Annotated in this window: 20 protein-coding genes; 5 read left to right on the top strand and 15 right to left on the bottom strand. The window is 70.8% G+C overall.

All coding sequences use genetic code 11. The features are described 5' to 3' along the window. Positions 1–5 precede the first annotated feature (5 nt). The 4 genes from EP26_RS19040 to EP26_RS19025 are packed head-to-tail and all read right to left on the bottom strand — an operon-like array spanning position 6 to position 3,195. Complete coding sequence (locus EP26_RS19040) at positions 6–1,040, bottom strand: NAD(P)/FAD-dependent oxidoreductase (protein WP_043340937.1); 1,035 nt, start codon at positions 1,038–1,040, stop codon at positions 6–8. Next, the gene (locus EP26_RS19035) at positions 1,033–1,713 is read right to left on the bottom strand and encodes a methyltransferase domain-containing protein (RefSeq protein ID WP_043340936.1); all 681 of its coding nucleotides are present in this window, start codon (positions 1,711–1,713) and stop codon (positions 1,033–1,035) included. Before EP26_RS19035 ends, EP26_RS19040 begins: the two co-directional genes overlap by 8 nt. Further along, complete coding sequence (locus EP26_RS19030) at positions 1,713–2,768, bottom strand: type III polyketide synthase (RefSeq protein WP_043340934.1); 1,056 nt, start codon at positions 2,766–2,768, stop codon at positions 1,713–1,715. Before EP26_RS19030 ends, EP26_RS19035 begins: the two co-directional genes overlap by 1 nt. A gap of 22 nt (positions 2,769–2,790) precedes the next feature. Further along, positions 2,791–3,195 (bottom strand): hypothetical protein, encoded by a 405-nt coding sequence (locus EP26_RS19025; RefSeq protein ID WP_043340933.1) that lies wholly within the window; start codon positions 3,193–3,195, stop codon positions 2,791–2,793. An 89-nt stretch (positions 3,196–3,284) separates the two neighbouring features. On the opposite strand from EP26_RS19025, the gene EP26_RS19020 reads away from it, so the two are divergent. From EP26_RS19020 to EP26_RS19010, 3 genes are all read left to right on the top strand, one after another. Next, entirely contained in the window at positions 3,285–4,526 is a 1,242-nt protein-coding gene (locus EP26_RS19020) for a putative DNA modification/repair radical SAM protein (protein ID WP_043340931.1), read from the top strand. Beyond that, positions 4,523–5,956, top strand: coding sequence for a UdgX family uracil-DNA binding protein (locus EP26_RS19015; RefSeq protein ID WP_043340929.1), 1,434 nt, complete (start codon positions 4,523–4,525; stop codon positions 5,954–5,956). The genes EP26_RS19020 and EP26_RS19015 overlap by 4 nt, the downstream gene beginning before the upstream one ends. 83 nt (positions 5,957–6,039) lie before the next feature. Next, on the top strand, positions 6,040–6,249 hold the full coding sequence (locus EP26_RS19010) for a hypothetical protein (RefSeq protein WP_043340928.1): 210 nt from the start codon (positions 6,040–6,042) through the stop codon (positions 6,247–6,249). Between the two features lie 4 nt (positions 6,250–6,253). On the opposite strand, the gene EP26_RS19005 is transcribed toward EP26_RS19010, so the two are convergent. From EP26_RS19005 to EP26_RS18950, 11 genes are all read right to left on the bottom strand, one after another. After that, a complete protein-coding gene (locus EP26_RS19005) occupies positions 6,254–6,808 on the bottom strand; it encodes a TIGR00645 family protein (RefSeq protein WP_043340926.1) in 555 nt (184 codons plus the stop codon). A 147-nt stretch (positions 6,809–6,955) separates the two neighbouring features. Next, positions 6,956–8,125 (bottom strand): acyl-CoA dehydrogenase family protein, encoded by a 1,170-nt coding sequence (locus tag EP26_RS19000; protein ID WP_043340925.1) that lies wholly within the window; start codon positions 8,123–8,125, stop codon positions 6,956–6,958. 4 nt (positions 8,126–8,129) lie between these two features. Continuing rightward, on the bottom strand, positions 8,130–8,903 hold the full coding sequence (locus EP26_RS18995) for an enoyl-CoA hydratase/isomerase family protein (RefSeq protein WP_052389377.1): 774 nt from the start codon (positions 8,901–8,903) through the stop codon (positions 8,130–8,132). Further along, positions 8,900–9,970, bottom strand: coding sequence for an acyl-CoA dehydrogenase family protein (locus EP26_RS18990; protein WP_043340923.1), 1,071 nt, complete (start codon positions 9,968–9,970; stop codon positions 8,900–8,902). Before EP26_RS18990 ends, EP26_RS18995 begins: the two co-directional genes overlap by 4 nt. After that, entirely contained in the window at positions 9,967–10,605 is a 639-nt protein-coding gene (locus EP26_RS18985; RefSeq protein WP_043340922.1) for a 3-oxoacid CoA-transferase subunit B, read from the bottom strand. The genes EP26_RS18990 and EP26_RS18985 overlap by 4 nt, the downstream gene beginning before the upstream one ends. Positions 10,606–10,617: 12 nt before the next feature. After that, positions 10,618–11,313, bottom strand: coding sequence for a 3-oxoacid CoA-transferase subunit A (locus tag EP26_RS18980; RefSeq protein ID WP_043340920.1), 696 nt, complete (start codon positions 11,311–11,313; stop codon positions 10,618–10,620). Between the two features lie 182 nt (positions 11,314–11,495). Continuing rightward, positions 11,496–12,086 carry a 3'-5' exonuclease gene (locus EP26_RS18970; protein ID WP_052389376.1) on the bottom strand — a complete coding sequence of 197 codons (591 nt, stop codon included), beginning with the start codon at positions 12,084–12,086 and terminating at the stop codon, positions 11,496–11,498. Position 12,087: 1 nt separating this feature from the next. Further along, positions 12,088–12,948: a MaoC family dehydratase gene (locus EP26_RS18965; protein WP_043340917.1), complete on the bottom strand. Its 861-nt coding sequence runs from the start codon at positions 12,946–12,948 to the stop codon at positions 12,088–12,090. A gap of 1 nt (position 12,949) precedes the next feature. Continuing rightward, on the bottom strand, positions 12,950–15,082 hold the full coding sequence (locus EP26_RS18960; RefSeq protein WP_043340915.1) for an acetate--CoA ligase family protein: 2,133 nt from the start codon (positions 15,080–15,082) through the stop codon (positions 12,950–12,952). Positions 15,083–15,156: 74 nt separating this feature from the next. Beyond that, entirely contained in the window at positions 15,157–15,381 is a 225-nt protein-coding gene (locus EP26_RS36305; RefSeq protein ID WP_043340914.1) for a hypothetical protein, read from the bottom strand. A gap of 81 nt (positions 15,382–15,462) precedes the next feature. Further along, complete coding sequence (locus EP26_RS18950; RefSeq protein ID WP_157033621.1) at positions 15,463–16,893, bottom strand: lytic transglycosylase domain-containing protein; 1,431 nt, start codon at positions 16,891–16,893, stop codon at positions 15,463–15,465. A 295-nt stretch (positions 16,894–17,188) separates the two neighbouring features. Here EP26_RS18950 and EP26_RS18945 point away from each other — a divergent pair, with 295 nt between their 5' ends. Beyond that, on the top strand, positions 17,189–18,028 hold the full coding sequence (locus tag EP26_RS18945; protein ID WP_043340913.1) for an ABC transporter permease: 840 nt from the start codon (positions 17,189–17,191) through the stop codon (positions 18,026–18,028). Between the two features lie 2 nt (positions 18,029–18,030). Continuing rightward, on the top strand, positions 18,031–18,762 hold the full coding sequence (locus EP26_RS18940) for an ABC transporter ATP-binding protein (RefSeq protein WP_043340067.1): 732 nt from the start codon (positions 18,031–18,033) through the stop codon (positions 18,760–18,762). The last annotated feature ends 1 nt before the right edge of the window (position 18,763 follow it).

The following is an 18,763-nucleotide window of genomic DNA, read 5'->3' as shown; positions in this document are numbered from 1 at the left end:
GCGGGTCAGGCGGCTACCCGGGTCCGTGTAGCAACGAAGCGCGCCAGCGGGCCGACCGCGCCGAGGGCGGCGAAGGCGGGGGGCGAGGCTCGCAGCACATGCGCGGCAAGGCCGGCCCAGCGCATCGGCCCGGCGCTGCGGCGGCGCCATGCGGCGTGGAAGGCGGCGGCCTCCTGGCCGGCGAGGATTGCCTCGGCCGCCGCCAGGCCGGAATGCAGGGCAAGCGCCACGCCCTCGCCGGTGAAGCTCGGGATCACCGCCGCCTGGTCGCCGACGCGGTAGAGGCCGGGCGGCCCGGCGGCGGGCTGGTGGAAGCCGTAGGGCACGCCGGCGATGGCGAGCGGCCGGTCCCAGAGCGGGCGCGCATCGCGGAGCAGGCGCCCGGCAAGGGCGGAGCCTGCGCGGACGCGGGCGAGCAGGTCGCCGGGCGGGCCGTGCAGGGCGGCGCAGAGATTGGCCCCGCCGCCGGGCAGGGGTTGCAGGCCGGCATAGCCGCCGTCGAAGGGCAGCAGGGCGACGGCATCCGCCATCGCCACCCCGGCGAGGTGCAGCTTGAGGCCGAGGGCGGGCGGCGGGGCGCCCTCGCGCGGATGGCCGCGCAGCGCGTGCTTGCCGGTGGCGAGGATGATGCGCCGCGCCTCAATCTCGCCTGAAGGGGTGCGGAGGCGCCACCCCTCCCCCATCGGCACGGCGCCGAGCACGGCGGTGCCGCGGCGCAGGGTCGGGCCGGCGGCCCCCTGGAGGGCGCCGTCAAGCAGGCGGCGCGGCAGGGCCCAGGCGGGGAAGGGCAGCGCCAAATCGGCCTCGCGCCTGCCATGGCCGATCCGCATCCGCCGCAGCGGGGCGCCGCCGAGCGCCGCCGGATCGAGGCCGAGGCGGGCCAGCGCTGCCGCCGCGTCGGGGCCGAGGAATTCGCCGCAGACGCTCTCGCGGGGCTCGGGACTGCGCTCCAGCAGCAGCACCTCCCGGCCGGCGCGGGCAAGGGTGATCGCCGCCGCGCAGCCGGCCGGGCCGGCGCCGATCACCACGACATCAGGCACGGGCGGAGACGATCCATTTGAACGGGAAGGCCCACTCGATCCGCGCCGCGACGCCGGCTTCGGCCACCAGCCGCTGCCAATCGGCGCGGGTGAATCCGCGGGCGATGGAGACGGTGCTGTCATGCACCACCATCGGGTCCATCCGCAGCAGCCGCACCGCGCCCCAGACGAAGCTCCAGGGTAGCCAGTGGCGGTGCAGGTCGGAGATCAGCCAGCCCCTTCGCGCGCGCCCCGGCAGCCAGCGGAGGAAGCGCACCAGCTCCGGATCGCGCAGGTGATGGGTGAAGAGGCTGCACAGCACGACATCGAAGCGCTCCTCCGCCGGCAGGTCGAAGAGGTCGGCGGTGATGAAGCGGGCCTTGACCCCGGCGGCGGCCGAGTAGCGGGCGGCCCAGGGGCTGCGGTCGAGCCCCACGAGGTCCACGGTGACGCCGCGGCGGGCGGCCCAGCGGGCGATGGCGGCCAGCATGTCGCCGCCGCCGAAGCCGATATCGAGCACGGAGAGGTGGCGGGCGCCCGTTTCGGCCACCAGCGCGTCGAGCCAGCGGAGAGTCGGGCGGTAGGCGAGGCTCATCCGGTTGATGCGGGCGAGGTCGCGCAGAGCGGAGGCGAATTCGGCCTCGGTCGCGGCCGCGTCGTCCATCCACTCCTCGGCGGCGCTGCGCTGGCGCATCAGGCGAGGCGGAAGCGCATGGTCTCGGCCGAGAGGCCGGGGCCGAAGGCCAGCGCGCAGCCGCGTTGCCCGCGCCCCGCCGCCATCATCCGTTGCAGGACGAACATGACGGTGGCGGAGGACATGTTGCCGTGCTCGCGCAGCACCGCCCGGCTTACATCCAGCGCGTGTGCCGGCAGGTTGAGGCCGTGCGTCACCGCATCCAGCACGCTGCGGCCGCCGGGATGCACCGCCCAGAGGTCGAAGGCGTCCGCCGCCTCGCCGTCGAGGATGGCCGCCGCCTCGTCGGGCAGGGCGCGGGCGAGGGTGAGCGGCACGAAGCCCGAGAGCGTCATGTCGAAGCCGCCATCGCCGATGCGCCAGGTGATCTGGTCGGCGGCTTCGGGGATCAGCGCGGCGTGGAAGCCCTCGATCCCGATGCCCCGCGGCTCTGCCGTCACCAGTGCGGCGCTGGCGCCGTCGGCGAAAAGGAGAAAGCAGAGCAGCTGCTCGATCTCGCTGCTCGGCTGGAGGTGGAGGGTGCAGAGCTCGAGATTCACCACCAGAACCCGTGCGCGCGCGTCGCTGCGGACGATGTGGTGGGCGAGCTTCAGCGCATTGATCGCCGCCTGGCAGCCCATGAAGCCGACGATGCTGCGCTCCACATTCCCCGGCAGGCCGAAGCGGCGGATCAGCCAGTGGTCGAGGCCGGGAGCGGCGAAGCCGGTGCAGGTGGCGAAGACGAGATGGGTGACGCGCGGCCCCTCCCCTTCCAGCCCCATCGCCAGGCAGGCGGCTTCGGCCAGGGCCGGGGCCTCGCGCTCGTAGCGGGCCATGCGGGCGCCGGTGCCGGGGAAGGCGTCGGTGCGGTAGAAGCCGTCCACCGTGCCACTGGCATCCGGCTCGGCCTCCAGCACGGAATGGCGGGTGTCGATCTGCGAGCGCTCTGCCAGCCGGGCGAAGGCGGTGCGGATGCGCGGCTCGGTGATCTGCCGGTCGGCGAAGCGGCGGAAGGCGTCATGCACCTCATGCCGGGGGACGGCGGTGCCGATGCGGTTGATATAGGCCTGGGTCACAGGCTTGAGATGGGGTTGAAGGCTATTGCCGCACCGCCCCCGTGCGGGCATCGACGGTCACTTCGATGGGGGTGCCCTCGCGCAGGCCGCGCAGGCGGATGGCATCGCCGTCGCGGCCGAGCTCCGTCACCTGGGTATATCCGCGGGTGCGCAGCAACTCGCGGGCCTGGGCCTCGGTCAGCGGGGGCTGCTCGCGCGGCAGGCCGGTGGCGGCGTCGATGCGGAAATTCTCGACCCGCTCGCCGTAGCGCGTGGCGCGGGCGATGCGGAAGCTGTCGCCCTCGCGCTCCACCCCTTCGAGGTCGGTGAAGCCGCGGGCGCGCAGCACGGTCGCCAGCTGGTCCTGGGTGAGGAAGGCGGCCTCCTGCGCCAGGGCTGGGCCGGCGAGCAGGAGGAGGAGCAGGGCGGGGCGGAGGAACTGCATCATCGGCCGCCATAACTACCCGCGACCGGAAAGGTTCACTCAGGCCTTGAATCCGCCGGTACCAGAACATATAAGGAACTGGAGGATCGTGCATGGAGTTGCGGCAGAAGCTCGAGATCCTGGCGGATGCGGCGAAGTACGATGCCTCCTGCGCCTCCTCGGGAACCGAGAAGCGGGACAGCCGCGAGGGCGGCCTTGGCAGCACGGAGGGCATGGGCATCTGCCATGCCTATGCGCCGGACGGGCGCTGCATCTCGCTGCTGAAGGTGCTGCTGACCAATGCCTGCATCTATGACTGCGCCTATTGCATCAACCGGGCGACCAGCAATGTGCCGCGCGCGCGGTTCACGGTGCGGGAGCTGGTGGAGCTGACGCTCGACTTCTACCGGCGCAACTACATCGAGGGGCTGTTCCTCTCCTCCGGCATCATCCGCTCGCCCGACTACACGATGGAGCGGCTGGTCGATGTCGCGCGCATCCTGCGCGAGGAGCATGGCTTCCGCGGCTATATCCACCTGAAGACCATCCCCGACGCCTCTCCCGAATTGCTGGCCGAGGCGGGACGGCATGCCGACCGGCTCTCCATCAATATCGAGCTGCCGCAGGAGGGGGCGCTGAAGGCGCTCGCCCCGGAGAAGGATTTGTCCGAAATTCGCCGCGCGATGGGGCAGATGCGGCTGCGCATCGAGGAGGCGAAGGAAGCACGGAAGACGGAGCGGCGCGCGCCGGCCCCGCGCTTCGCCCCGGCCGGGCAGAGCACGCAGATGATCATCGGCGCCGACGCCTCGGACGACCGGGCGGTGCTCGGGACGACGGCCAATCTCTATGGCAGCTACGGGCTGAAGCGGGTCTACTTCTCCGCCTATTCGCCGATCCCCGATGCCTCGCGCCTGCTGCCGCCGGCGGCGCCGCCGCTGGTGCGCGAGCACCGGCTGTACCAGGCGGACTGGCTGCTGCGCTTCTACGGCTTCTCGCTGGACGAGATCATGGCCGGGGGCGAGGGCGGGATGCTCGACCTCGGCATCGACCCGAAGCTGGCCTGGGCGCTGCGCCACCGTGGCGACTTCCCCGTCGATGTGAACCGGGCGCCGCGGGAGCGGCTGCTGCGCGTGCCGGGGCTCGGGGCGAAAACGGTGGACCGGCTGCTGGCGGCGCGGCGGCATCGCAGCATCCGCAGCGAGGACCTGGCGCGGCTGCGGTTGCCGCTGGGGAAGCTGCTGCCCTTCCTCGTGACCGAGGATCATCGGCCGAGGGTGACGGATCGGCTCGACCTGCGGGCGCTGGTGGCGCCGCGCACCGGCTTCGCCAAGCCGGTGCAGATGGCGCTGCTGTGATCGGCATCGCCCTCCCCGGCCCCGCCGACTTCCCGGCCTGGCGGGAGGCGGCGCGGCGACTGCTGGCGGCCGAGGTCGCACCGGAGCGTGTGGCATGGCACCTGGTCGGCGAGGCGGCGGGGCTGTTCGCGCATGAGCCGGTGCCGGAGCCGCGAAGGGCCGGGATCACCGTGCCGCGCGCCTTCCCGGAGCTGGCGGAGGTAGTCATCCGCCACCGCGACGGGGAGCGCTTCGCCCTACTCTATCGGCTGCTTTGGCGCATCGCCCATGGCGAGCACGGGCTGCTGGAGATGGCGACCGACCCGGAGGTGATCCGCGCCCAAGCGATGGCAAAGGCGGTGCGGCGGGATGCCCACAAGATGCACGCCTTCGTCCGCTTTCGTGAGGCGCCGGAGGGGCGTTATGTCGCCTGGTTCGAGCCGGACCACCATATCCTGGAGGCAGAAACGGGCTTCTTCATCCGCCGCTTCGCGGGCATGCGCTGGTCCATCCTGACGCCGGAGGCGAGCGCGCATTGGGATGGGGAGGAAGTACAGATGGGGCCCGGCGGCAGGCGGGCCGACGCGCCGGCGGAGGATGCCAAGGAGGATCTGTGGCGGGCCTATTTCGCCAGCATCTTCAATCCCGCCCGGCTCAAGCCCGCCGCCATGCGGGCCGAGATGCCGGTGAAGTACTGGCGCAACCTGCCCGAGGCACAGGACATTCCCCGGCTGATGGCGGAGGCGCCGCGGCGCGTGGCGGAGATGGTGGCGCGCGGGGCGACCCCGGCCGCGCCGCGGCGGCAACGGGTGCTGGCGGCGGACGTTGAGGCGCCCATGTCAGCCGATCTCTTCACCCAGGATCCCGCCACCGCCCTCGCCGCCCTCCGCGCCGAGGTGCTCGCCGATCGCGGCCCGCTCGCCGAGCACGCCACCCAGGCCGTCTTCGGCGAGGGGCCGATCGGGGCGGCGCTGCTCTTCGTCGGCGAGCAGCCGGGCGACGAGGAGGATATCGCGGGCCGCCCCTTCGTCGGGCCGGCCGGGCGGATGTTCAACCGGGCGCTGGAGGAGGCGGGCATCCCCCGCGCCGAGGCCTATGTCACCAACGCGGTGAAGCATTTCAAATTCAAGCCGACGGGGCGGCGGCGGTTGCACCAGTCGCCGGATGCGGGCGACATCGCGCATTATCGGCCCTTCCTGCGGCGGGAGATCGAGATCGTCGGGCCGCGGCTGGTGGTCTCGCTCGGCGCCACGGCGCTGCGCGCGCTGACCGGCAAGCCGCTCGCCATCACCAAGGTGCGCGGCGAGGTGGTGAAGAGCGAGGACGGGGTGCCGGTCTTCCCGACCGTCCACCCCTCCTACCTGTTGCGGCTGCCGGACCCGGAGAGCAAGGAGCGCGAGTACGCCCGCTTCCTCGGCGACCTGAAGGGCGCCTGGCGCGAGGTGCAGTAATCGGCGGCACGTTGCGCCCCTCGCCCTGAACCGCTTGGGGCCCTCGCCTGTTCCATTCGCTCGACAAGGATCGGAGAGAGAGCATGGCGCAGGACCAGGACAGGCTGATGCCGGACGAGCCGGTGAAGCCGGCGGACGAGAAGGTGAAGGCCCGGGTGCCGAGCTTCGCCGAAGGCGGGCCGACCGATTACGACCCCAACACCACCAATGACGGCGCCATGGGCGGCGGCGGGGCCGGTGGTGCGGGCGGCGTGACCGGCGGCGCCAGCGGCCGGAGCAACCAGGAGCCCTGACCGCTCAGTGATGCTCGCGCGCGGGCACCGTGTGGGACAGCCGCTCCACTGCGGCGATGCCGATCGCCGAGAGGATGAAGAGCGCGTGGATGATGGCCTGCCACATGATGCCGGCCTCCGTCGTCGTGCTGCGCTCCGTGCCGAGGTTGCTGGCGGCGATGAAGGTGCGCAGCAGGTGGATCGATGAGATGCCGATGATCGCCATCGCCAGCTTGATCTTCAGCACCCCGGCATTGACGTGGCTGAGCCATTCCGGCTCGTCCGGATGGCCCTCGAGGTTGAGGCGGGAGACGAAGGTCTCGTAGCCGCCGACGATCACCATGATGAGCAGGTTGGAGATCATCACCACGTCGATGAGGCCGAGGACGATCAGCATGATGTCCTGCTCACCGAAGTCGTGGGCGTGGCTGACGAGGTGCCACAGCTCCTTCATGAAGAGCAACACGTAGACGACCTGGGCGACGATCAGCCCGAGATAGAGCGGGAGTTGCAGCCAGCGCGAGCCGAAGACGAGGGCCGGCAGAAAAGGGAGCGGACGGCGTTCGATGGGTGTGGACATGACGATCCTGTCATTTGGACCGCCCGCTCTCTAATTGAAACGCCCTGGATTTCCAAGCCTGGAGCATGATCGTGGATCATGCTCCAACTCATTGTTCGGTCGAGCAAATACCTCCGATCAGGTGATTCCGCCTGATCAGAGTTTGCTCTAGCCGGGCAGGCCGAGCACGTTTTTCGCCAGGATGTTGCGCTGGATCTCGTTCGAGCCGCCATAGATCGTGGCCGGCCGGGCCTGGATGAAGAGGCCGCCGATATTGAGGTCGCGGTTGCCCTCCATCGGCTCCAGCAGCCCGGCATTCTCGCCGGCGATCTCGAGCATGGTGTCGGTGATGGCCTGGAACAGCTCGGTCTGCAGGATCTTCAGCATGGAGACGTCGGGGCCGAGGCTCTCGCCGCGCTTCAGCTTCTCGACGAAGGTGCCGTAGAGCGCCTTCAGGTCCTCGAACTCCAGGCGGAGGCGGGCGTAGCGGTCCTGGAACTCGGCATCTTCCCAGACGCCCATGCGCTCGGCGAGGATCTTGAGGCGCGAGAGGGCGTAGCCGGACTGGCGCGGCGAGCCGAGGAAGATGCGCTCGAAGCCGAGCAGCGCCTTGGCCATGTCCCAGCCCTTGTTGAGCTGGCCGACCAGGTTCTCCTTCGGCACGCGGACATTGTCGAAGAAGACCTCGCAGAACTCGTCATGCATCTCGAGGTTGATGATCGGCCGCACGGTGATGCCGGGCGTCTTCATGTCGACGAGGAGGAAGGAGATGCCCTCCTGCTTCTTCGCCTGCTTGTCGGTGCGGACGAGGAGGAAGATCCAGTTGGCATCGGTCGCCAGCGTGGTCCAGATCTTCTGGCCGTTGACGACATACTCGTCGCCATCGAGCACCGCCTCCGTGCGCAGAGCGGCGAGGTCGGAGCCGGCATTGGGCTCGGAATAGCCCTGGCACCAGATATGCTCGCCGGTCAGGATCTTCGGCAGGAAGCGCTGCTTCTGCTCCTCCGTCCCGTATTTGATGACGAGCGGGCCGAGCATGACGATGCCGTGGTCGTTGGTCCGCGCCACGCCGTAGCGCTCGTATTCTTCGGTGAGGATGATCTGCTTGGCGGGCGATAGGCCGAGGCCGCCATGCTCCTTCGGCCAGCCGGGGCAGAGCCACCCCTTCTCCGCCAGTTTCATGTACCAGGGGCGGTTCTCGTCCCAATGGAGGCGCTTCGGAGGGTTGCGCAGCTCCTCCGGGTAGTTCTCATGCAGGAAGCTGCGGACCACCTGGCGGAAATGCTCGTCGTCGAGCGCGTCGAGCTCTGCCGGGGCGGGGATGCGGATGGCGTCCATCGGCTCAGTCTCCCTTGAAGGCGGGCGTGCGCTTGCCGAGGAAGGCAGCGCGGCCTTCGGCGAAATCCTTGGTGAGGAAGAGCGTCGATTGGAAGTGGCGCTCCTGTTCCAGCGCGCGGTCGAGGCCTTCGCCGAGCATCTGCTTGGTCAATGCCATCGGCGCGGGGGCCTGCTCGGCGAGGAAGCGGGCTTTCTCCATGGCCGTCGCCAGGGCATGGCCCTTGGGCACGACATGGTCGACGAGGCCGATACGCTCCGCCTCCGTCGCCGTCATCTGGTTGTGGTAGAGCAGGATCTGCCGCGCCTTCCCCTGGCCGACTCGCAGCGGCAGGGTGTGGGGTAGGCCGAGATCGGCCATCAGCCCGATCTTGCCGAAGCCGGCGCCGAGGCGGGCATCCTCGGCGGCGATAACGGTGTCGGAGGCGCAGGCGATGGAGAGGCCGGCGCCGACGCAATAGCCCTCGATGGCGGCGACGACGGGGACGCTGCCGAGAACCATCAGCCGGATCAGCTCATGCGAGAGGCGCATGCGCTCGCGGCCTTCCATGGCGGAGTTCACGTCCATTCCCGAGATGTCGCCGCCGGAGCAGAAATGCCCGCCGGCGCCGGTGACGACGATGGCGCGCGTCGCCTTGTCGCCCTGCGCGGCGTGCAGCGCCTCGATCATCTGCACGCGGAGCGGCATGGCCAGCGCGTTGCGCCGCGCCGGCTGGTCGAGGGTGAGGACGAGGACGCCGCCCTCACGCTCCGAGACGATGCGGGCGATCGCTTCGCTCATTCCTCGACCTCCGGGCTCACGGCCATGAAGCGGCGGCGGTGCAGCGCGGCGCTGCCATACTGGCTGGCCATCACCATGGCCTTCCGCAGGTAGAGGCCGACATCATACTGGTCGGTGTAGCCGATGCCGCCATGCAGCTGGATGCATTCGCGCGTCACCAGCATGGAGGAGGCGGCGCCGCGGGCCTTGGCGCGGGAGACGGCGGCGCGGCGGGCATCGCCGGTGGCGCCGGCATCGAGCGTCGCGGCCGCGGCTTCGATGCTGGCGCGGGTCAGGGCGATCTGCATCCGCACATCGGCGGCCTTGTGCTGCAAGGCCTGGAAGGTGCCAATGATGCGGCCGAATTGCTGCCGCGTCTTCAGGTAGTCGAGCGTCATGGCGAAGGCGCGGTCCATGCCGCCGAGGAGGTAGGCGCTGGTCAGCAGCGCGGCCTCGTCGAGGGCGAGCGTGAGCGCCTCGCCGATGTCGTCGGCAATGCGCGTGGCCATGCCGAGATTCGGCTCCAGCGTGCCGAGATGGCCGCCATCCTGGGTCTGCTCGGTGGTGAGGCCGGCGCCGGCCTGCTGCTCGTAGAGGGCGATGCGGCCGCCCTCGCGGACCGGGAGTAGGAAGGAGGCGGCGCCGGCGGCCATGGGCAGGAAGCGTCGGGGGGCGTCGGGGCTGCCGGGCACCTCCAGCGTATCGGGACGCTCCTGCCAGGCGGTCAGCACCAGGGCCTCGCCGGAGACCAAGCGCTCCAGCGGGCCGGCGCCGACGGCGGCGAGCAGGGAGGCGGAGAGCATCGCGGGGATCAGCGGCTCCGGCACCAGGGCGCCGCCCAACTCCTCGGCCAGGGCGCAGGCCTCGCCAAGGCCGAGGCCGGCCCCGCCGGCCTCTTCCGGCAGGCGGAGGCCGATCCAGCCCATCTCGCCCATTTGGCGGAGGATGGCCGGGTCGAAGCCGGGGGTCTGGAAGCGGAGGTCGCGCACCCGCTTCATGTCGCCGCCCGGGGGCGCCACCGCGGCGGCGCTGTCCCGGATCATGCGGATGGATTCGGCGCGGTCCTCCCCGCTGAGCGCGGCGCTCATTGGGTGTGCAGCGTGGCGCCGGTCTTGGCCTGCACCTCCTCCAGCGTCACACCGGGTGCCAGGTCGCGGACGACGAAGCCCTTGCCTTCCACCACGTCGAGCACGGCAAGGTTGGTGTAGACGCGGTTGACGCAGGCGAGGCCGGTCAGGGGGTAGCCGCAGCGCTCGACGATCTTCGGGCGGCCGTCCTTAGTCGTGTGCTCCATGATGACCCAGAGGCGCTTGGCCCCGGCGGCGAGGTCCATGGCGCCGCCAACGGCGGGCGCGGTGTCGTTCTCGCTGGTTGCCCAGTTGGCGAGGTCGCCATTCTCCGCCACCTCGAAGCCGCCGAGGACGCAGAGGTCGATATGGCCGCCGCGGATCATGGCGAAGCTGTCGGCATGGCCGACGAAGCTGGCGCCCTTCGCCAGGGTGATGAGCTGCTTGCCGGCGTTGATGAGCCAGGGATCTTCCTGGCCCTCCTTTGGCGCCGGGCCCATGCCGATGACGCCGTTCTCGGACTGGAAGATCACCTCCCGCGTCGGTGGGACATGGTTGGCCACCATGGTCGGCATGCCGATGCCGAGGTTGACGCACCAGCCTTCCGGCACGTCATCGGCGAGGCGGGCGGCCATCTGGTCGCGGTTGAAGGGCATGACGGCTCCTCCTCAGTTCTGCTCAGGCTTCAGCCAGTCGCCGCCGCGGTCCACCTGGACCACGCGGTTCACATAGACGCCGGGCGTGCCGATCATATGCGGGTGCAGCTCGCCGAGTTCGCGGATGTGCTGCGCCTGGGCGATGGTCAGCTCGGCGGCCATCGCCATGATCGGGTTGAAGTTGCCGCCGGAGCCGCGGTAGACGAGGTTGCCCCAGCGGTCCGCCTCCCAGGCCTCGACCAGCGCCACGTCGGCCTTGAGGGCGCGCTCCATCACATAGGTCTTGCCATCGAACTCCCGGCTCTCCTTGCCGCGGGCGAGCAGCGTGCCGGCCGCGGTCGCGGTGTAGAAGGCGGGGATGCCGGCGCCGGCGGCGCGGATGCGCTCGGCAAGGGTCCCCTGGGGGACGAGTTCCAGCTCGATCTTGCCCTCGCGGTAGAGGGTCTCGAAGACGACCGGGTCCTTGCTGCGGGGGAAGGAGCAGACGATCTTCCGGACCTGACCCTGGTCCATCAGCTTGGCGACGCCGATGCGGCCGGAGCCGGCATTGTTCAGCACGATGGTGAGGTCCTTGGCGCCCTGCTCGATCAGGCCCTCGATCAGCACGTCGGGCTGGCCGACGCTGCCGAAGCCACCGATCAGCACGGTGGAGCCATCCTTCACGCCGGCCAGAGCATCGGCCACCGACTGCACGATCTTGTTGATCATCCTTGTCCCTCCCGGGGGTGCATTGCAGTACTGCCACCAGGGCCGCCGGTCCAGCCCCTTAGCGTGCTACCGATTCTCTCCCCACGACACCGCTGCGCGGGCCGCGGGGGCCCCGGAAGGTCGGCCTCCTTACCGAGGCATCGTCCCGCCTTCCGCGGCGAAGCCGCGGAAGGACACCGGCCTCAGGCCTCGGCCAGGGAGTGCGCCGGGCCGTTGGTGATGCCGTGGAGGCGCATCGGCACCGGCGGCAGGCCGTGCAGGTGGCGGAGCAGCTGGACGGCGAGCCAGGCATCCTCCAGCGCGCCGTGCAGCGACGTCTCCCGCTCGAAGCCGCAGGCGGCGGCGGCGCGGGCGAGGCCCACCCGCTCGCCGGGATAGGCGCGGCGCCAGGCCTGCATGGTACAGAGCCCGGTACCCCAGGGTGCCTCGAGGCCAAGCCGCTCGAACTCGCCGCCGAGCATCCGCCGGTCGAAGGCGAAGTTGTGCGCCGCCGCGGCATGGCCGCCGAAGAAGGCGGCGACCTCGTCGGCATGCGCTTCGAAAGGCGGATGGCAGGCAAGGAAGGCATCCGACATGCCATGCACCCGGATGGCGCCCCAATGGCAGGGGATGCCGGGGGAGAAGGCCAGATGCAGCGTCGCCTCCGGCTCCAGCGTCGCGTTGAGCCGCACGGCGCCGAGGGAGACGACGCGGTCGCCCGCGCCGGCCCCGGTGGTCTCGGTGTCGAAGACGGTGATGGGGCCGAGCGTCCAGGCCCCGGGTGACCAAGCCATGTCAGCCGGCGAAGCGGAAGCGCCCGTTGCTGATGACCTGCTTGTCGCGCTCGACGACGCGGGCGCGGAAGGCGGCGCCGCCCTCCTCCTTCCAGATCTCCGTGCGGATGGTCTCGCCGGGAAAGACGGGGGAGGAGAAGCGCAGGTCCATCGAGCCGAAGCGGGTTGTGTCGTAGTCGCAGAGCGACTTCAGCAAAGCATGGCAGACGGTGCCGAAGGTGCAGAGCCCGTGCAGGATCGGGCGGGGGAAGCCGGCCTGCTTCGCCACCTCCGGGTCGATGTGCAGCGGGTTGAGGTCGCTGTTGAGGCGGTAGACCAGGGCCTGCTCCGGCCGCGTCGCCAGGTCGAGGGTGATGTCGGGGGCGCGCTCGGGCTCCGGGTGCGGCTGCTTCACCGGGCCGGTGGGGCCGCCGAAGCCGCCATTGCCGCGCATGAAGCTGGTGGAGGTGGAGGTGGCGAGCAGCTCGCCGGTCCTGGCGTCGAGGATCTCGCGCTCGGAATACATCAGCGCGCCCTTGCCCTCGCCGCGATCGACGAGGCCGGTGATGCGCGAGCGGCCGATCAGCTCGCCTTCGGTCGGCAGCGGCTTGTGCAGGACGAGCCCCTGCTCGCCGTGCAGGATCTGCTGCCAGACAATGCCGGTATCCGGGTTGCGCGACCAGAAGCCGGGCGAGGCGAGCACCACGGGCATCGAGGGCATCACCTTCAGCCGCGGCTCGTAGAGGAAGTCGAGCTGCTGCTCGTCCATCGGGTCCTGCCCGAGGCCGACGGAGAAATTGTAGAGCGCCACATCCTGCCAGCGGAGGGTCTGGCGGACCTCCGGGATGGGGTAGTTCATCAGCTGGTCGTGGTTGATGGGCATGTCAGTGCTTCCCTCCCTCGAGTTCGATGACCGCGTCGGCCGCGAAGCAACCCTGGCCCGCCGGCAGGACCAGCATCGGGTTCACATCGACGCCGGCGAGGCGCGGGCCGGCGGCCACGGCGAAGGCGGAGAGGGCGGAGAGGGCCTTCGCCAACGCGGCCACATCGGCCTTCGGGCGGCCGCGGGCGCCGTCGAGCAGGGGGAAGCCGCGCAGCGAGCGGATCAGCCGCTCCGCCTCCGCGGTGTCGAAGGGGCAGCGGCGGAAGGCGACGTCCTTCAGCACCTCGATGAAGATGCCACCGAGGCCCACCATCGCCACCGGGCCGAAGACCGGGTCGCGGAAGACGCCGAGCGCCATCTCGACGGCGCCCTTGATTTGCTTTGCCACCAGCACGCCCTCGATGCGCGCGGCGGGGGCGTGGTGGCGGGCGCGGTCGAGCAGGGTGGCGAAGCCATGGCGCACCTGGGACGCATCGGCGATGTCGAGCAGGACGCCGCCCATCTCGCTCTTGTGGAAGATGTCGGGGCTCAGGATCTTCAGCACCACCGGGTAGCCGATGGACTCGGCCGCGGCGACGGCGGCCTCGCTGTCGGGGGCGGCATGCTCGGGGACGGCTGGAATGCCGGCGCCGGCGAGCAGCGACTTCGCCACCGCCTCGCTCGGGGTCGTCGTGGGCAGCTCGACGCTTGGCAGCGGGATGTCGGCCTGCGGCGCCTCGGCACGGGCGAAGGCGGCGCCGAAGCGGCCCATCGCCTCGATGGCGACGACGGCGCGGGACGGGTCCTCGAAGCAGAGCCAGCCATCGGCCTCGTAGTCGCGCACCTTGTTGGGTGCGAGCATGGACATCACCCAGAGCCGGTCGGGATGCGCCTCGCGGACGGCGCGCATCTCCTGGTGCAGCTTGGGCCCGAGGCTGCGGCCGGCCGCGGTCTGCGACCAGAAGGAGAGGATGGAGCTGTAGCCGCCATCCACCGCGACGCTCTCGACGAAGGTGGAGATGAGCTTCAGGTCGTTGGTCACCTGGGCGGTGCAGTCAACCGGGTTGCGTGGGGCGCAGAAGGGGATCAGCGCCCGAAGCTTGGCCTGCGCCTCCTCCGGCATCGGCGGCATGGGCAGGCCGGCGGCCTCGGCAGCGTCGGAGATGAGGACGCCGGCGCCGCCGGAGACGGTCAGCACGCCGAGTGTGTTCCGCGCGGGGTAGATGCGGCGCGTGGCGGCATAGGCGATGTCGAGCATCTCCTCCGTCGTCCGCGCCCGCACCACGCCGAATTCGTCGAGCACCGCCTGCGTCACCGCGTCGTCGCCGGCGATGGAGGCGGTGTGGGACTGGGCCGCGGCGCCGCCCAACTGGCTGCGGCCGACCTTCATCATCACGATCGGCTTGCGGTTGCGCCGCGCCAGGTCGAGGGCGGCGAGGAAGCTTTCGCGCTCGCGGATGCCCTCGGCATAAGCGCAGATCACGTCCACCTCGGGCGCCTGGGCCATCCAGCCGAGCACGTCGCCGAGCGCGACCTCGGCCTCGTTGCCCGTGGTGATGCAGACCTGGGTGCCGATGCCGCGGTCGAGCGCCGCCGAGAAGATGTGCGTGCCGTAGGCGCCGGATTGGGAGGCGATGCCGATGCGCCCGGGGATGGGCCAGCCCTTCTCGAAGCTCGCGGTGAAGGTGCCGTAGAAGCGGATCGCGTCGTTGAAGACGCCGAGGCAGTTGGGACCGAGCAGGCGGATGCCGTGGCGGCGGGCGACCTCGGTCATCTGCACCTGGGCGGCGGCGCCCTTCTCGTCCATCTCGGCGAAGCCGGCGGTGAAGCAGATGACGGCGCGGCATCCCTTGGTGCCAAGCTCATCGAGCACCTGGATCGCCAGGGCTGACGGCACGGCGATGATGGCGACGTCGGGTGCGGCAGGCAGCTCGGCGATGGACGCGAAGGCGGGCAGGCCCTGGACGGTCGGGCGCTTCGGGTTCACCGGCCAGATCGGGCCGGCGAAGCCGCGTTCCTTCATGTAGGCGATGGGGCGGCCGCCGATGCGGGCCGGCTCGTCGGAGGCACCGATCACCGCGACGGAGCGGGGCCGCACCAGGGGGTCGAGGGAAGCGAAGCCCGAAAGCCCCGATGGCACGGCAGCGGCAGACATCCTCGACCCTTCCCCTTTGTTATCCCTTGGCTGGCCGCAGCCTGGGGTAGCGGGGCGCCGAGGGCAAGAGGGGGTCAGACTTCCTCGTCGTCCTCCTCGTCGAGGTCGTCATCCTCCTCGTCGTCTTCGTCTTCGTCTTCGTCTTTGTCGTAGTCGTCTTCCTCCTCGTCCTCATCCTCCTCGTCGAAGTCGTCCTCGTCCTCCTCGTCCGGGTCGCCGCCCAGGACCGGGCGGGCGGCAAGGAGGATGTCGAAGGTGCCGTCGAGGCGGTGCAGGAGATCGGGGTCGAGGCTGGGCATGATGGCTCCCTGCGACAACGGTGGTTGCGGACAACCACCGGAAAGCGGGCGGGTTCCCCCGCGCCGCTCAGCTCCGGGTCGTCAGCTTTGGGCGTCGGGGGAGAGGACCATGCAGGCACCGTTGCGCCGCATCCGCTCGCAGACCGACTGGGCGGAAGATTGCGAGAGGCCGATGACGCGGGCGCGGTAGAGCCTGCCGCGGCCGGCGGCGACCGGCTGCACCTGGGCCTGGCCGCCACCGGCCTCGCGGGCGGCATTGGCGGCGCTGCGGGCCAGGTTCTCGCTGGCGAAGGCGCCGACCTGGACGGCCCAGGCGCCGGTCGTCACCGACGGGCGGGCGGCGCCGGGGCGGAGCGAGACGGGCAGGCTGCTGGCATGGGCGCTCGACACGAGGCCGCCGAAGCCCTGGAGCTGCGGCGCAAGACCGCGACTCGTCATCGCCACCGGCCGAGGCGCAGGCGCCGCATTGGCCGAGGCGAGAAGGGTCGGGCGCTGCGGCGGGGCGACAGCCGCCGGAGCGCGCGGGGCCGGGGTGGCGAGCACCGGCTCGCGCGGCGCGGCGGGCGGCTCGGCGGCGGCGCGGGCTTCCGACTCCATCAGCCGCTGGGCGCCCTGGGCGGTCGAGCCGTCCGGGATCGGGTCCATCCGCACGACCGAGCTGTTGTCGAGCGAGGCGAGCTGCACCGGCGCGGCCTGGGCCGCATAGGTGCTGCCATCGGGGATGGGCTCCATCCGGACGACCGGGCCAGCCGGGAGCCGGGCCACCTGCACGCCCGGATCGACCGCTTGGCGCTGCTCGCGGAGCGCGATCATCGTCGCCTGATCCATGCGGCGCGGGCCGGCCGGGATGCTCAGCGGAATCTCGGCCGCGGCGTAGATCTCCGGCGCCGCGCGGCGGCTCGGGTGATGGGCCACGATGTTGGGGCCGATGCGGGCAACGTAGTTGCGCGTCTCGGCCGGCAGGCCCCGGCTGTTCCAGAGATAGTCCTCGAGTCGCCGCGGCCCCGCATTGTAGGCGGCGAGGAAGGCCGGCGATCCGTAGAGGTCGTACATCTCGCGGATATAGGCCGCGCCCGCCATGACGCTGTCATACGGGTGGTAGGGGTCGTCGCCGAGGCCGTAGCGTGCCTGGAGTTCGCGGTAGGTGCCGGGCATGACCTGCATCAGCCCCATGGCGCCGACCGGGCTGGTGGCGGAACTGCGGCCGCCGGACTCCTGGCGCATCACCTCGCGGATCCAGCGCTCCGGCACGTCGAACCGACGGGCGGCCTCGCGGATATAGGGCCCCCATGGATCACCGGGCGGGCCCGGCGGGTTGTAGCTCGCCGGGCGGTTATAGCTGCCATGCGTGACGGCGACATGATGGCCGGTGCTTGGCCGACTCGCCTGCTGCTGGCCACAGGCCGCCAGCATGGCCAACATCGAGAGCGCCATCGCCGGTTGTGCCAGGCGCGCAACGCGCCCTGCCCCGCCGGCCATGCCGTCACGCGATGTCCTGTTCCCTTCGGGCATCCCCATTCGCTCCACCGGGTCTGGGACCACCGGGTTCCGAAGCCTGCCCCCCACGGACCCCTGCCGTCCCCACGGCGCGGAATCCCAGGCTTGCCCCGAAGACCTGGCGGACGTTCTACGTCCTGAAGCACTAGCCCTACACGTTCGTCCGGTCCGACGGCAAGACTGCTTTGGCATCGCAATACTGTGCGCATGCATACGCTTGCCTGTTTCGGATTGCTACCGAAAGTTGCACCGCCCTGGCGGCGGGGCGGATTTCCGGTCTATAGGCCCGGTCATGCCGGATGGAACTGCCATGCCCGGGGCGCGGCCCGAAGCGCTCTACGTCTTCGACGCTCGCGTCCCTCGTCGCCGTGCGGCGGCGCTGGGGGACATTGCCACGGGGGTTCGGCGGTGGCGGCTGAGCTTCGCGCTGGCGGCGCTCGACATCCGCAACCGCTACCGCGGCTCGGTGCTCGGGCCGTTCTGGCTGACGCTGTCGAACGCGGTGATGATCGTCGGGCTCGGGCTGCTCTACTCCTCGCTGTTCAAGATGAGCCTGGCCGACTACCTGCCCTTCATCGCCGTCAGCCTGATCACCTGGAACACCATCAACGCCGTCGTCGGCGATGCCTGCACCAGCCTGACCAGCGCCGAGGGCATCATCCGCCAGCTCCCCCTGCCCTACACGGTGCATGTGCTGCGCTGCGTCTGGCGCAACGCCGTCATCGCCGCCCACAGCCTGCCCATCATCCTCGCCGTCTTCGCCGTCACCGGCGTCTGGCCGGGCTGGGAGGCGCTCTGGGCGCTGCCCGGGCTGGCGCTGATCGGCATCAATGCCTGCGCGCTGGCGCTGTTCCTCGGCATGCTCTGTGCCCGCTTCCGCGACATCCCCCCCATCGTCGGCAGCGTCATGCAGCTTGCCTTCTTCCTCTCGCCGGTGCTGTGGAAGCCCGAGCTGCTGGGGCCGGGCAAGGCGGAGTGGCTGGTGCTCAACCCCTTCTACGTGGTGATGGAGACGGTGCGCGGGCCGCTGGTCGAGGGCGGCGCCTCGGCGGCGGTCTGGGTCTCGGCCTGCCTCTTCACCGCCGCCACGGCCGGCCTCGCGCTCGGCTTCTTCATCCGCTTCCGCGGCCGTATCGCCTTCTGGGTTTGATCATGCCGCACATTCATGCCGAGGCGGTGACCATCGAGTTCCCGCTCTACCATCTGGGCGCGCGCTCGCTGAAGAAGCGCATCCTCGCCAACTCGCCCTTGCGGCTGCGCCAGGACGAGGCCAGCCGCATCGTGGTCTCGGCGCTGCGCGAGCTGAGCTTCCGCATCGCCCCCGGCGAGCGGGTGGCACTCGTCGGGCACAACGGGGCGGGGAAGACGACGCTGCTCAGGACGCTGGCCGGGGTCTATGAGCCGGTCGGCGGCAGGCTGGAGGTGGCGGGCTCGGTGGGCGCGCTGATCGACCCGGCGGCGGGGATGGACCCGCATGCGACGGGGCGGGAGAACATCGTCCTCCGCGGGCTGTTCCGCGGCCTCGGCGAGGCGGAGAGCGCCAGCCTCGCCGAGGAGGTGGGGGCCTTCTCGGGCCTCGCCGAGTTCCTCGACGTGCCGGTCAGGACCTACTCGGCGGGAATGTCGGTCCGGCTGTCCTTCGCCATGGCCACCGTGATGGACCCCGAGGTGCTGCTGATGGACGAGTGGTTCCTCGCGGGCGACGCGGACTTCATGCAGCGGGCAAGGGCCAAGCTCGAGGCGCTGGTCAGCAAGGCGGAGATCCTGGTGCTCGCCACCCACGACATGGCCATCGTCCGCGAGTGGTGCACCCGCGTCATCCGGCTCGACGCCGGACGCATCGCACAGGATGGCGCCGTCACAGAGGTGCTGGGCGAGGTGTGAG

The sequence above is a fragment of the Belnapia moabensis DSM 16746 genome, assembly GCF_000745835.1.
In the GTDB taxonomy this organism is placed as follows: domain Bacteria; phylum Pseudomonadota; class Alphaproteobacteria; order Acetobacterales; family Acetobacteraceae; genus Belnapia; species Belnapia moabensis.
This window is presented reverse-complemented; position numbering and strand designations above follow the sequence as displayed.